Below are 13,887 nucleotides of genomic sequence, written 5' to 3' on the forward strand. Positions count from 1 at the left end.
CTGGCCGCCCGGACCTGTTCTAGCCGCCTACTGGTGCTTCGAGGGGTCTTCAAGAAGATCGAGCAGCTTCGCAACCGTTGCGAATCGGTGGTTGCCACCTGCGTATGCGGCAGGCGCTTCTCGGCGCGTAACGAAGGTCGCCTTGATCGAATAAGACTTGCTGGCAGGGAGGCCAAGTGCCTCAGCCACGCGAAGTGGCTCTGCGCTCACCTCCGAAAGTTTGCGCGAGAGAAGCGCCGAATAGGACTTCGGTCCATCGTGGAATCTACCTATGTGGCGCCGGATGTCTGAGGGTGCATAAGCAGGCCCGGGATCCTTAACTTCCAATACCCAGATCGACGCTGATGAGGGGTGGGCCGCCACAATGTCGATTTCTGAAGTCAGGATGCTAACGCCAATACGGTTGCCCTTGCCGGGCTTAACGCGTGAGCGGGTGATCCAGCCGTGTTCGTTGAGCATTTGCTCGACTTGAGTCTCCAACTCCAAATTCCGATGATTCCGCACTCGCTCAAGTGCGGCATCCAGCTGGGGAGAGCCAGTCTGCGTCCAGGGAAGCATTCCGTAGTTCCAGTACCCCATGTATACGCGAGCGACCGCCTCGCAGTAATGCGGGGCCACGAGAATACGAGAGTCGGAAAGTGCGACGAGTGGCTTGGTCAATAGGCGGACTGGGCGCGATCGTAACCGCCAAGGTACCCAGTCGCTTGAGATGTACTCGCGTTGGGTGGAGCGAAGGAACCGTACGGTCGCCGCGATCCGATTTCGGTTGAGGCCCGTCGTGCCTTCGCCGATGGACTCCAAAACGAAGGCGATCAAGCTGTCTTCAGAGACTGCGACAGCATCGGGATCACCTGACGTGAGAGGCCAAGTGGCGAGGGTGAACAGCACGATGGCGATGTCCGAGATCTTCGTGCCATATCGGACCAATGCGAGCGCATCCGCTTCGTCCATCAGGGCTTCCCGGTCCGGGGTGTCGCTTGCCTCAGGCCAAGATTGAGTGAGATTCTCCTCGGCTACGGCCCGAGCGAACGCCGCGTAGTCCAATGTGTTCTGGGGGCCCCTGGGACTGGCTGGTGCGAGTTTCAATTCGAAGAGCTCGCTAACCTCGAGGCCAGTGCTTGCGACCTGATAATGAAGACCCTCGCTGCGTGTTGTCGCTTCCAAGTACGAGGCGGCTGCCGCAAGTACCTCGGCCCACCCGCGAGCGTCGATGTGCCGTTGTCCCTGCGGGTCGATTAGGAGGGTAGCTTCGACCACTAGCTCCGCTGCTCGACGTAGCCGGAGAGCGTCTGCTTCCATCGCACGCTGTCGTTCGATTGGATCCGACGTGAGCGTCAAGTCTTCGGACGATTGCTGAAGATCGCGAGCATGCCTGGCGCGGCGAGTCAGAATTCTCTCGAGTTCTTGCATACCTGCCATGAGGAGATCGTCGGCAGGGAAGTCGGCGATTCGCGCTTCAAGCGTCTGCAGGGCAGCCGGAGCAAGAGTGACTCGATCGAGTTCCTTTGCCTGCTCAGGTGAGTACGTTCCAGGAAGAACACCGGTCTCCCGTACTCGCTCAGCGAGCTGGCGGTCCATTTGCGCGGCGAGGGGGCCTTCGACTTCGACCGGTTCCGCCATCTGGTTGCGGGCGAAGAATCCATTGTACTGCTTGACGGTCAGAGTGGGAGGCGAGGAAAGCCATGCTGTTCTGAGGTTCACGCGTGCCTCTTCTGGCGCCCCGAGTTTCTCAAGGATGGTGACGAACGAGGAACACAACAGCTCTTGAGTCCTCTGCGCGTCCTTGTCTCCTAAACGGGCAAGCTCGTCGAATCCAACGGTCATCTGCACGCTCGCCCGACCCTTTTCACATGCTGTGACTTCAATGGCAAAGGGGTCGGATTCCTCTCCTTCCGAGGCCGGCTCGCTGAGCTGCATGTTCACCCGTAGCGCGGTAATACCGGCGGTCCGTGCGGTGCTGATCCAAGCTGCGTCGATTGCGTCAAGGGAGAACGCGAAGGCACCCGCAAGGTCAAACCCGGGCTCGGCGAGTTCGTCGGTTGCCATGTTTCGCGCGGGAAGGACGATGGCAACGGGGATGTCTGATTTGTGAATTGTCGCCAAGGTTATCGGCGGCCGGTGATGGTATCCGGCGGTGTCTCCGGAGCTTTCAACCTGCCGCCACGCGGCAAGCACAACGGGCGCATTCTCCTGGTCTTCGATGATGTCCCAGTCGCGTATCGGTGGAAGGTCGAGCTTGAGCAGCGCTTCTTCATAGCCTGAAAGGCGACGCGCCCGTTCCCATTCGACTGCGCCGCGGTGGGCTTCAAAGTACATGACGGCGGGGAATTGACCTCCTCGGTGTAGGGCGCCGCCGTTGTTGAGCCACCAATCCCAGACGTTGATGGTTTCGAGTCCGAAGATTCGTGATGGGTCCTGCAGGCGCATCTCTTCAGCAAAATGACGAAGATCGCTCTCGCTGCCGGCTGACAGAGCCATCCAGTCCAAGTCCTCCATTGTGGTGTTGAAGCAGCCCGGTGGACCCATGTAGATCAAGTGGTTGGTTCCGGCCGCCACCAATATCGGGATCACTTGTTGGCCAGGCTCCACCAACACCTCGCCACCAACCAAAGGCAACGAGAGGCCGTCTTCGTCTGCGCGGTCGGCCAATGCGGCGTCTAGTACTGCTGGTGGACCGTCCCCGATGCCATCGTCGAAAAAGGGGCTCACAATTTGAAGGGCGAGGAGGTCGCGGTTTCCCGAAGGGACCGCCCATTGGGCCGTGTTCTTCTGCGCGACGACGGGACGCCCCTCGTGATCCGGGGGCCCAATGATGACGGGCGAGAAGCGCCAAAGGCGTCGTCTCGCTCGTGCTGCTGAGAGCTGCGCGAAGCGCTTGCGCACGTGGCTGTCCTTGATGGCGGCAGCCTCCGCGAGTTCTGATGCAGCGGATGCAAGAGCCTCTGGTAGCAGTTCCAATGGCATCCACCGGGGGGTATCCTCGCCAGTCAGAACGACCCGCATCGCGGATCCGAATGTGCTTTCGCCGGACGCAGGTCGATATCGGAGCGCTGATGCTGCGACCGTGATCCACGACAGAGCCCTCTTGTGCCTGCCGTGCCATTGCGGTTCGCGTTCCTCTTCGAGTATCTCGCCGGCAGACAAGGCCACATCAGAATCTCCAGGGTGAAACGAGCGCTCTGACTCAACGAACGAGGCTCTTTCAAGCTCAGCATCGACGTGGGTGAGAACAACTTCTGCGAGGTCCTGCATCCCAAAGCCGATGGTTGGGATCAACACTTCGTCCGCGGCTGCTGCAAGAGTAAGGAGTCGCTCGAGGTTTGCGATGGGCCTTTCGACATTCCCCCCGGCTAGCCGGTATGTGCGGTCGCCGAGCGTGAACCGCACTATGTCTCGAGGGTCCTCCGGCATGAAGTCTTCGATTGTACGCAGCCGCGGTTCGTCCTGATGTGCAAGATCCAACAGATGAGGCAGAGCGGAAGCCTCGACCCCTAGAGAGCCGTCGCGAGTGAGTGTGGTTGTGACTGCGACTAGGTGAGTGACGCTCGCCCATCGGTGTCGGACGCCCGGGGACCGTCCGGCCGCCAACAGCAGTCGCCACAAAGAATCTCGGGTGTAGCGCGCAAGCTCCTTTTGCAGAGGCGACGGTTCCCAGGCTCGTCGCTTACGAGGTTTGTGCTTCTTGGCCCGACCCATCACGCCCCCTGATTACCGTCAAGAGTGACACTAGTAAGAGCGGGCGACATGACACGTCAATTGCCCGTTGGCTAGGTGCGACGTCAGTTCATTGAGGTAAGCCGCTCACCGAGAGACGTGCTGGCGCGCAGACCAAGGCGGACCTGTCTTGCGAGTGCGAAGAGTCGCGCGCCGGAATACACCTGCTTTGGAGTGTGAGGCTGGATGTTCGCGCTCAGTAGCCTGAGAGCATCCCATGCCCGTTGCTGCCCTGATCGCGCCGGGACAAGATTACGAGGGTCAGCTCAGGGAGGAGCAACCGGTGGGTAGAAAGCCGCGAGTGCATGAGGTCGCAGCGGAACTTCAAGTGGACTCCAAGTTTGTACTGGCCGCCTTGAAGGTGCTCGCTGAACCCGTCAAGGGTCCATCGAGCTCGATTGAGCCGCCGGTGGCGCGGAAGGTTCGTGCGCTGGTCGCGTCCGGTTGGGTCCCGGGGGAGAGAGCTCCGTCACCGGCTGAACCGCTCAACGCGCGGCCCAAGAAGGTTGCACCACACCCGCCAGCCTCCAGTCCCGTCGATGCTGGCTTACGCATCGGGCTGCAATTCCAGGAATGTCATGTGTGTAAGACGGATCGGGCCTTGATGAGAAACGGCCAAGTCTCGATTCACTTCGTGGCGCGGGAGAGATGCCCGGGATCCGGAACACCCACGCCGGATCGTGGTGCTCGTCGCGTAGCTCGGCCGACGGCTCAGGTCGCTGGCAAGTCGTCAAATGCCCCGCTCAAGAGCAGCCGCTCGTCGACGGTCGAACCAGTGCCAACGACTCAAACCAGCCGGGCGGCCGGACGTGCGCACGGGCGGCAACAGCTGTCGCGTTCGGTCGGGACCACGACTGTCGCCGCGTTGGTGAAGCAGATTGGGGTATCTCCGGAGTACCTCATCCGCATAGCGCGGACGATTCTGCCCGGGACCTTAGTAACGGACAAGGATTCGACGTTACGACCGGAAGCCGTCTGGGACCTGCGCGAATACGCAGCCGCCAACATCGCCCCGAAACGGCCCGGCGGCGCTTCCGCCGCGTCCCCTAACGCAGATCAGAGTGCCGCAACGAAATCGCGCCGTCGGAAGCAATCCGGATTTACGCCGAAAAGGTCTAAGGTGCGGCCACAGAAGCGCGATGCGGCGCCGGGGAAGAAGGGAGCTTCGAAGGCACCAGCGGCAAGCGTCGCGCGGCTTACACCCCAATGCCCGCGTTGCGCGGCTACCGTTTCCATCGGCTTAGTCACGCGGAGAGTTCTCAGTCACCTGGCCAAGGACGGAGTGGAATGCCCTGGGACCGGGTTGGCAGAGTCGGCCGCCCTCGATTTTGCGATGCAGACTCAATCCGCAAGGAGCGCCGCCGGCGACAAGAAGGCCAAAATGCAGGCGGTCGCCAAGAAAGGCAAGTCGAGCTCCAGAAAAAAAGAAAAGAAGGCGAAGAGGGCTTCAGCTGCATCGACCCGCGCGCGTTACAGGAGTATCGATGAGGAGCGCGCGGTGCGTAAGGCTCGCTACGAGGATGAGGATGGTGGCGAGAACAGCGTCCGCACTGTGAGGGGCGGCTTGCCGGGACTCGGTCGGCGTTCGTAGAGGTGGAGCGCGGCAACAGAAGACCGTCCACCACAAGCTCGGTTCCGAGGTGCTTTGTGACCTCGGGGTCGTTGGGAATCGCGAGTGGGCCGGCCTCCCAAGCTCTCTATGTTGAGAGTTGTGCCAGTATCCGTTTGTGGAATCGAGCGACGGAGCGGCACATGGCGAGCGAGCGGAGGACGACACCCCCTCCTACGAAACTGGGGCGGTCGATGCACTCGAAGCGCAGCTAAGCGACAGTAGTGCCGCGTTGGCGCAAGCGTTGAGCGCCACGAACTCGTGGTCCCAGGCAACGAAGCTCTACCCGAGCCTGTTCCCGCGGGTCTCCGACGCCCTGAAGGGCTTCGATTCGCTCGTCGCGGGCCAGAACTTCCTGCGTGGTGTCGACCTGTCCAAGTCCGCGCAATTCGCGCTGGGAAGTGAGCTATCGAAGTCGCTTCGAGTTCCCACAGCCCTATGGGCGGCTCGCATGAACGAGCTCCTTCCCAGGGCCGACTTCTCGCAGCTAGTGCCGAACCTTCCGAATTTGCTGTCGAGCTATCGGCTCATCGAGCGGCAACTCAGCCAGCTGAACACACCGACCTACGCTGACGCGACGCAGGCGTTCTTAGCTCAGTCGGGGCAGGTTCGATACCGGGGCCGCCAACGGGTGTGGCACTACACGGGCGCGCATGCTCTCATGCAAATCCTGTCAAAGCATGAACTCTGGGCATCCAGCCCCCATCACTTGAACGATACGAGCGAACTTACTCATGGCGTGGGAATCATTCGCCAGGCGATCGAGCGCGCCCGCGACGAAGGCATATCCGGCATCCGCGAGGACGGTGCGCTGCGCGAGCTGGTTGCTCCAGCCTTCGTCGAGGACGCAATGCACGAGATCTACTTCATCTCTGCGTCGACGGCTAACGACAGCCTGACACTGTGGCGGAACTACTCGACGACCGACGGTTTCGCCATTGGGCTATCGCCAGCGGAAAGGCTCGCTGCCGATGGCCTTGTTCCTGGTGATGGGAGTCCCGGGGAGGACGTATCAGGTTGGTACAAGGTCCACTACATCGACGCTGATAAGGCCAGGTTGGCCTACACCTTCGTCGAGAGCGCGCTTCATGACCTGCGGGCCACATCCGAATCGGATTGGCCGGCCGCGATCTTGGAGCTTCGCAAGCATCTCGTGATTTTGGCATCAACGATGAAGCACCGCTCGTTCATGGACGAACGAGAAGTGAGGTGGATCACTACGCTGTGGGCGCCGTTGGACGTTGTCCACTACGAGGTGACACAGCGAGGAATTGTTCCCATCATTCATGCGAGAACCATCGCCTCGGAAGACACTTCCCACCTTCCGATCCGGGGGGTGCGTTGCTCGCCTCGTACGGCTCCGACCATCGTTCATACGATCAAGGGACTCCTGGAGAAGCGCAAGTACGAGCTGGCCGCTAGGGATGTCGTGCGATCGGAACTGCCGTTTAGGGGCTGACCCACATCCAGTCCGCGACTAGAAGTCCTTGAGCAAGATCCGCGCCAGCACTGGGATCGCGAGAAGTCCTGGAATTTTCGAACGCTTAGCCTGGAATACCGTGCAGTAGGTTCTCCAAAAGCCCAGTCGCCGCGTGGGTCTCCAGATTATGAAAACCACCCACGGACGAAGAAGGGCCGGTCTGATACCTCAGACCGGCCCTTCTCCTTTTCTCACAGCAAGAGCGCGATGCTTACGGCAGCGGAGCGAGCCACCCGGCGCGAGCGCTGCCCCAGCCGGTCTCCGTGTCCCAGCCGGGTCCGACGGTGAGCGTCGTGTTCGTCGTGTTGAACGAGCGCACCGAGTAGGTGTAGCCGGCTGTGCTGTCCAGCCCGTTCACGAAGTCGACGCGGATGTTGCCCGCATCGATTCCGGCGCCGGTCACATCGTGGAATCCGGAGTGGTCGGCGTAGATGGCGGGGTTCAGCAGGCCGAGACCGTGGCCGCTGGCCTGGACCTTGAGCGCCGTCATGCCGGCGAACAGCGGGGACGCCAGGCTCGTGCCACCGATCCGGTAGGTGTCGTAGGCGGCTCCGCCCGGGAAGGACTGCGTCTGGCCGACGAGCATGCCCGTGGTCGGGTCGCCATCCATCGACACGTCCGGAAGCGCTCGGCCGCCGTTAGGCGAGTGGATGCCGGCCGCGATCTGGTAGTCGGGCTCCGGGATGTTCGACGAGTATCCGCCGCCCCCGCCGTACAGGAACGGGACACTCACAGTCCAGGCGCCGCCGGTGAGGGCGTACTTGGTCGTCTGCCAGCCCGTCTCACCCGTCACGCCGGCGCGAGTGATCGCGGTCGACGTGCCGCCGACACCGGTCACGTACGGGTCGGAAGCCGGGTAGTCGGTCTGCGGCGAACCCACAGCACTGGCCTCGTCTCCGGCGTCTCCGGTCGAGAACAAGTAGCTGATGCCCTCCACCGCGCCCTGCAGGAATGCGGTCTCGTACGCCTGCAGGAGTGTCGGCTTCACGACGTCGCCCACCCCGCCCCACGAGTTCGTCACGATGTCGGCCACGCCTTCATCGTTGATGCGGGTGAAGGTGTCCAGCAGGTCGCTGTCCTGGCAGCTCTTGCCCGCGTAGTAGCGGATGTTCGCCGCCGGAGCCATCGCGTGCACGGCTTCGACGTCGAGCGTCTGCTCGCCGTACCATCCGGAGGCGTCGCACTGCTTCGGCGACTTGTTGCTGTTCACCTGGGTGTACGAGCCCGGCAGGCTCTCCGTGTACTGCCCTGCGGTCAACACCGGGTCGCCGGTATCGGTGGCGTAGCGGTTCGCGTCGGCGACAACGGTCGGCGACGCGTAGGCGTCGGTGATCGCGACGGTCACTCCGCGGCCGTCGAGACCGGCCGCCTTACCCGCCTCATACGCGTTGCGCAGCTGGGGGCCGGTGTATCCGCACGGCGAGTACGGCAGGACCGCTCCGTTGAACGGCGGGAGGGCCGTCCCGTCGGGAGCCGGCGTGTTGGTGGGGTTCTTGTCGCCGTACCACGTCGAGCAGACCGGCGCGTTGCGGAATCCGGCGCTGGGCGGAGACGGCTTCTGGGTCAGCGGCTTGACGGTCGACACGGTGGTGTCGAGTCCGGCGACGGCGATCACGTCGGCCGCCACGGAGTCGGGAACGCTCGCCGCTCCGGTCGGGGCCTGCACGCTGACGCCGTCGTGCGTGAAGTTCGCGATCGAGACGCCGAACGCTGCGTTCGCATCCCCGACCTTCCCGGAGACGTCCAGGTACCGATGCGCCGCGTCCGCGCTGACATGGAGACCGGAACCGGTCAGCCAGGCGCTCACCGCGCTGACCGTAGCGGCCGTCGCGTCGAACTTCGCGTGATACTGCGCCGGCGTGAGGAACTGATGGCTGCTCGACGCCGCAGTGGCCGCCGCCTTCAGTGCGTCGAGCCCGCCGTTCGGCGCAAGGTACACGCGCGCTGTGACGGGGGCGTTCGGGGAGGCGGCGCCCAGGTTCTTTCCGTGGGTGAGCCATCCGGGGGTGGAGTTCGGAATGGGTTTGGAGGCGGGGGCAGCCGAGGCTGCGCCTGCTCCGGTGAGCGACGCGGCGACCGCCGCGATCGCCACCATAGACACTCCGAGAGCACGTTTGCGCATCGAGGATCTCCTGACATGTCGCGTGGACCGGCAGACGGGTCGTCGGCCGACCATCATCTGGCAAAGCTATGACCGCAGCGATCCTCGAGCAAGAGTCGGTTTCGTCCGGCGTTCGCTTATGGCGCCGGAAGCACCTCGATCAGCGCCAGATCCCACATGTCGTTCGTGGGCGCCGTGTCGTTGACCGTGACGGCGGTCCCTGCGGCGGTGGTCTGGGCGTTCGTCCGTTGCAGCCAGTAGGTGTCGCCGGAGGGGGAGAGGTACTGGTCGACGAGTGTCTGGCCGGCGCCGACCGTCCGTGCGCGCGCGGAGCTCCAGTCGGTTCCGACGCCCCAGATCCACGAGCCGGCGCGCGTCGTGGTGAGCGTGGCGCTCGGCGCCCCGCTGGGGCCGTTCGCGGCGAGAACCGCTCCCGTCGTGGTGTAGGCGCCGAGGAACCCGGCGACGGTGAGCGACGACTGCCAGGACCCGGACTTCTCGGTGGCCGTGATGGTCACGTTCGAGAGCGGCGCCGGCGCCACAGCCTGCCAGATCTCCGCGGTGCCGGGTTGGCCGTCGGAGCGCTGGCGCAGCGTCCACGTCAGACCGCCTCCGGTCACCGAGCCGATCTGGGCCGCGCTCGAACCGTCAGAGCTGACGAAGGCGAGGAGGAGCTCGTTCGTGCCGGTGGTCGTGAGTCCGCCCACAGCGACCTTCGTCGCAGCCGTGCCCTGATGTTTCGTCACCAGCCCGTCGACGGTGATCGTCCGGAACCCGGAGACGGCGGTGACCGTAGCGCTGTTGGATGCAGCGCTGACGTTCCCCGCCGCATCCTGCGCGGTCACCGTATAGGTGTAGGAGGTGCCGCCCACGACCGCGCCGTCGGTGTAGTTCGTTCCGGTGCTCGTCGTGAGCGGCGAACCGTTTCGACTGATGTTGTACCGGGTCACGCCCACGTCATCGGTGCTCGCGTTCCAGGTCAGCGCGACGCCGCCCGCGCCGGCGGAGGCGACGAGATTGCCGGGAGCAGAGGGTGCGGTCGTGTCGGCGAGTGCGGTCGCCGAGACCTCGCCGGAGGGTGGGCTCACGTTTCCGGCGGCATCCACCGCCTTGATCCGGTAGTAGTACGTGGCGGGCGCGAGCCCCGCATCCGTGTAGGAGGTCGTGGTGCCGCCGACCTGCTTCACCAGGTTCGCCGCGCTCGCCGTGAAGCCCGCGGTGGTGGACCGATAGACGTTGTACGCCGTCACTCCCACGTTGTCGGTGGAGGCGGTCCAGCCCACGGTGACGCTTCCGATCGCCCCCGTCGCCGTCGGGGCGGTGGGCGCGGTCGGCGCGACGGCGTCTTCATAGGGCGCGGGGAATCGCACCATCGCCGCCGTGGAGGGCACGCCCTTGCTGTTCACGATCGTGAGCATGTAGTAGCCGGGAGGCGCCCAGTTGCCGTTGGGCGGGAGCTGAACGTTCAGCCCTCCGGCGGCCTGCGTGAAGGACAGCTGCATCCCGCGGGTGTTCTGGTCGAACGCGTGGGTGTCAGAGCCGGTGCGGATCAGCGACACCGAGGTGATATTCGTCGCATCCGGCGTCTGGATGAACGCGCTCCCGCCGTACTGAACGGTCGAAGGGGCCGACGTGATCGTCGGCCGCACACCCTTGAACAGGTAGGGAGGCGAGTAGATCTGGTAGCTCAGCTGGTCGTCCACGCCGGTGTCGCCGCCGCCGCCGGAGACGAACACGCGACCATCGGGCAGGAGGACCGCGACCGAGTGGTACAGCCGCGGGGTGGTCAGGGAGGCGACGGTGGACCAGGTGCCGGTGGCCGGGTTCCAGATCTCGGCCGGCTTCACGGCCTTGGAGACATCTTGGCCGGACTTGTCGGTTCCACCTCCGGTGGCGAGCACGGTGCCGTCCGGGAGGTTCGTGAGGTCGACGAAGCTGCGCGCGTAGGCCATCGGAGCGGTCGGCTGCCACGTCGGGTTCGGCTGGTTCATATCGAGGGTGTAGGCGGTCTTCGCCGACTGACCGCTGAACCCGCCGTCGGATGCGGTGCCGGCTTTCAGGAACTTTCCGGGGGCGTAGTTGGTGATGGATGCGCCGTCGAGCACCCGGCTGTCGATCGTGGTCCACTGCTGCGTCGCGACGTCCAACGCCTGGGTCAGGGTGCCCTGCTCGGAGGCACCGGCCTGCAGCACACGGCCGTCCGGCAACTGGAACATGAACGGGTAATAGGGGATGTCCTTGCTGGCGGCGGTGAGGTCGGTCCACGTGTTCGTGGGCGGGTTGTACACCTCCGGGATGCGGACGATGTCGGTCGACGTGGTGTTCGATCCGGAGGTGACGAGGACGCGGCCATCGCCCAGCGTCGTGCCCGTCGGGTACCACCGCGGGTGGTTCATCGACGTCAGGGCCTGCCAGGTCTCGGTGCTCGGATCGAAGGCGTTGACCGCCGTGACTCCGAGCCCGCCGCTCGTCGCGGTGCCGCCGACCACGGCGATGCGTCCGTCGGCGAGCACGGCCTGGCCCGCGCAGAACAGGTCGACGGCGCCGTTCGGGACCTGGATGTAACTGCCGCTCACCGGGTCGAGCAGGTACTGCTGACCGTTCTTGGAGAAGTCGCCCTGCCAGGTGAGGATCTTGCCGGTGTCGGTGAGAGCCGCGTGGATCGAAACCTCGGGCCACGGAACGACCGGACCCCACGATCCGACGACGGAGGGGTCGTTCGCGGCGTTGTTGTTCACGGTTACCGCGACGGACGACGCGGTGCCCTGGTTGCCTGCGCCGTCACGGGCCACCGCGGACAGAGCGTGGCTCCCGTCGGCGACCGAGGTGCTGTCCCACTGGATCGAGTACGGCGCGCTTGTGACCGCCGCCGCGAGGGGAGCGCCGTCGAGCAGGAACTGGACAGAGGCGACCCCGACGTCGTCCGTGGCGGTCGCCGACACTGTGACGGTGCCGCTGACGGTGCTGCCGGCCGTGGGACTGGTCACGCTGACGCTCGGCGGAACCGTGTCCTGCCCACTCGTGGGCACGACCTCGATGGCGGCGATGTTCCACCGATCGGTGGTGGGGGCGGTGTCGTTGATGGTGACGCTCGCCGGTGCGGGCGCAGCGGTCGGCGCCGTCTGGCGTTGCGTCCAGAACGTGTCTCCGGATGACGCGAGGTCTTCGTCGACCTTGGTCTGGCCGGGTCCGACCGTTCGTGTTGTCGCTGTGCTCCAATCGTCGCCGACTCCCCACACCCAGGAGCCTGACCGTGTCGTCGTGAGTGTGGTGGAGGGCGCGCCGGTCGCACCGCTTGCGCCCGAGACGGCCCCTGCAGCGACCGTGTCGGCGCCGGTGAAGCTGACGACGGTGATGGCTGCGAGGCCCGTACCTGCGTGCGTCCCCGTGACCGTGGCGTTGGTGATCTTGCCGCTCGAGACGGCCTGCCAGATCTCGGCGGTCCCGTACTGGGCGTTGGTCCGTTTGCGCAGCTGCCAGGTGACACCGGCGCCCGTGACGGCCGAGAACGATTCGCTCCCCGCCGTCGCGGGGCCGTCGGCGGTGAGGAAGGCGACGAGGAGCTCCCCGCTCTGCGCCGTGCTGAACACTGGTGAGTTCACCGTGGAGGAGGCGCCGGTCTGGTGCCCGCTGACCACCACATCGGTGGCGATGGCGGATGCGGCCGTCGCGGCGGGGAGGGGCGCCAGGGCGAGCGCGATCAGGGCACTGAGGGCGGCGAGGGCGACGAACCGGCTCCGATACGCGACAGACATGAGCGAACCTCATTCAATTGATATGTGCGAGGTTCCTCTAAACGCGGCGCGATGTAAAGAGAAGGATCAGATGGGCCTCTTTCGTGCCGCCCGCGCGCCGATCGGGCAGAGTGAGCGATATGGAACCGGACACGCGCTCGACCGCGCGGCACGTCGTGCGGCCGCCGGGGCTTCACCGGATCGGTGTGCGGCCCGCCGGCTGGGTCGACGACGACGGGGTAGAGGTGCGCGACGGCGAGACGCTCGCGCGGCTCGCGGCACTCAGGGTGCCGCCGGCCTGGACGCACGTGTGGGCCGCGTCCACGGGCGAGGCCGCTCTGCAGGCGACCGGTGTGGATGCGCGCGGGCGGACCCAATACCTCTACTCGGCCGAGGCGGTCGCCCTGGCCGAGGGGCGGAAGTTCGGGTCGCTGATGGAGTTCGCGCTCGCGCTTCCCCGGCTGCGGGAGCGGGTGGCGGCCGACCTGTCGGCGGAGGACGCGGTGGGGCCCGTGGTTCCGCTCACGGCGGCGGCGGTGCGGTTGCTCGATCAGGGGCTGTTCCGGGTGGGCTCGACCCGGTACGCGCGCGACAACCACACTTTCGGGCTCACCACGCTCACCCGTGCGCATGTGAGCGTCGACAGTGACGCGCTCTCGTTCGACTTCGTCGGCAAAGAGCACATCGCGCACCACATCACCGTGCGGGACGCGGCCGCGGCCGGGGTGATCCGCCGTCGCCTGGAGCGCGACGATGGCGACGGCAGCCCGCTCTTCTCGACGGCCGAGCATCCGACGCCGCGACGCATCGACAGCGTGACGGTCAATTCCTATATCCACGCGCACTCCGGTGCGGCCGCGAGCGCGAAGACCTTCCGCACCTGGGGCGCCACGGTCGCAGCGGCGGCGGTCGCGGGCGGGGCGCGCTTCGAAGGCGGCATGGGGACGCGCACCCACGACGAGCTGGCGCCCTACCACGCGGCCGCCAGCCTGCTGGGTGACAGCCTCGCCGTCGCACGCCGGTCGTACGTGCACCCGTCCGCGATCAGTGTCGGCTCGACGGCGCCGGTTCGGGATGCGGTGGCGGTCGCCTCGACGGAGGCCGGGTCGGACACCGTCGAGGCCATCCTGCGCGCCGAGGTGTTGCGGAAGGCTGTGTACGACGGGCTGTTGTCCACAGAATCGTGAGCGCCTCCCCCTCGTGGCAGAGGGGGAGTTAGTGTGTGGCTGAACGACGCCCCTACCGACGG

The 13,887-nt window shown here is 65.2% G+C and carries 6 protein-coding genes; 3 read left to right on the forward strand and 3 right to left on the reverse strand.

The window, feature by feature from the left end; all coding sequences use genetic code 11:
• Positions 1 to 27: 27 nt before the first annotated feature.
• The gene (locus tag AB4079_RS08520) at positions 28 to 3,411 is read right to left on the reverse strand and encodes a hypothetical protein (protein ID WP_441786851.1); all 3,384 of its coding nucleotides are present in this window, start codon (positions 3,409 to 3,411) and stop codon (positions 28 to 30) included.
• 1,606 nt (positions 3,412 to 5,017) lie between these two features.
• Here AB4079_RS08520 and AB4079_RS08525 point away from each other — a divergent pair.
• Both AB4079_RS08525 and AB4079_RS08530 read left to right on the forward strand, forming a co-directional pair.
• Positions 5,018 to 5,305 (forward strand): hypothetical protein, encoded by a 288-nt coding sequence (locus tag AB4079_RS08525; protein WP_441786852.1) that lies wholly within the window; start codon positions 5,018 to 5,020, stop codon positions 5,303 to 5,305.
• 136 nt (positions 5,306 to 5,441) lie between these two features.
• Positions 5,442 to 6,782: a hypothetical protein gene (locus AB4079_RS08530; RefSeq protein WP_441786853.1), complete on the forward strand. Its 1,341-nt coding sequence runs from the start codon at positions 5,442 to 5,444 to the stop codon at positions 6,780 to 6,782.
• Between the two features lie 232 nt (positions 6,783 to 7,014).
• Here AB4079_RS08530 and AB4079_RS08535 read toward each other — a convergent pair whose 3' ends face one another.
• Together AB4079_RS08535 and AB4079_RS08540 are read right to left on the reverse strand one after the other, a co-directional pair.
• Positions 7,015 to 8,925, reverse strand: coding sequence for a S53 family peptidase (locus tag AB4079_RS08535; RefSeq protein WP_441786854.1), 1,911 nt, complete (start codon positions 8,923 to 8,925; stop codon positions 7,015 to 7,017).
• Between the two features lie 116 nt (positions 8,926 to 9,041).
• Complete coding sequence (locus tag AB4079_RS08540) at positions 9,042 to 12,659, reverse strand: galactose oxidase-like domain-containing protein (RefSeq protein WP_441786855.1); 3,618 nt, start codon at positions 12,657 to 12,659, stop codon at positions 9,042 to 9,044.
• A gap of 119 nt (positions 12,660 to 12,778) precedes the next feature.
• On the opposite strand from AB4079_RS08540, the gene AB4079_RS08545 reads away from it, so the two are divergent.
• Positions 12,779 to 13,825, forward strand: a complete 1,047-nt coding sequence (locus AB4079_RS08545; protein ID WP_441786856.1) for a DNA topoisomerase IB — start codon at positions 12,779 to 12,781, stop codon at positions 13,823 to 13,825.
• Positions 13,826 to 13,887 lie beyond the last annotated feature (62 nt).

The organism is Leifsonia sp. 2MCAF36, from assembly GCF_052115525.1.
In the GTDB taxonomy this organism is placed as follows: Bacteria; Actinomycetota; Actinomycetes; order Actinomycetales; family Microbacteriaceae; genus Leifsonia.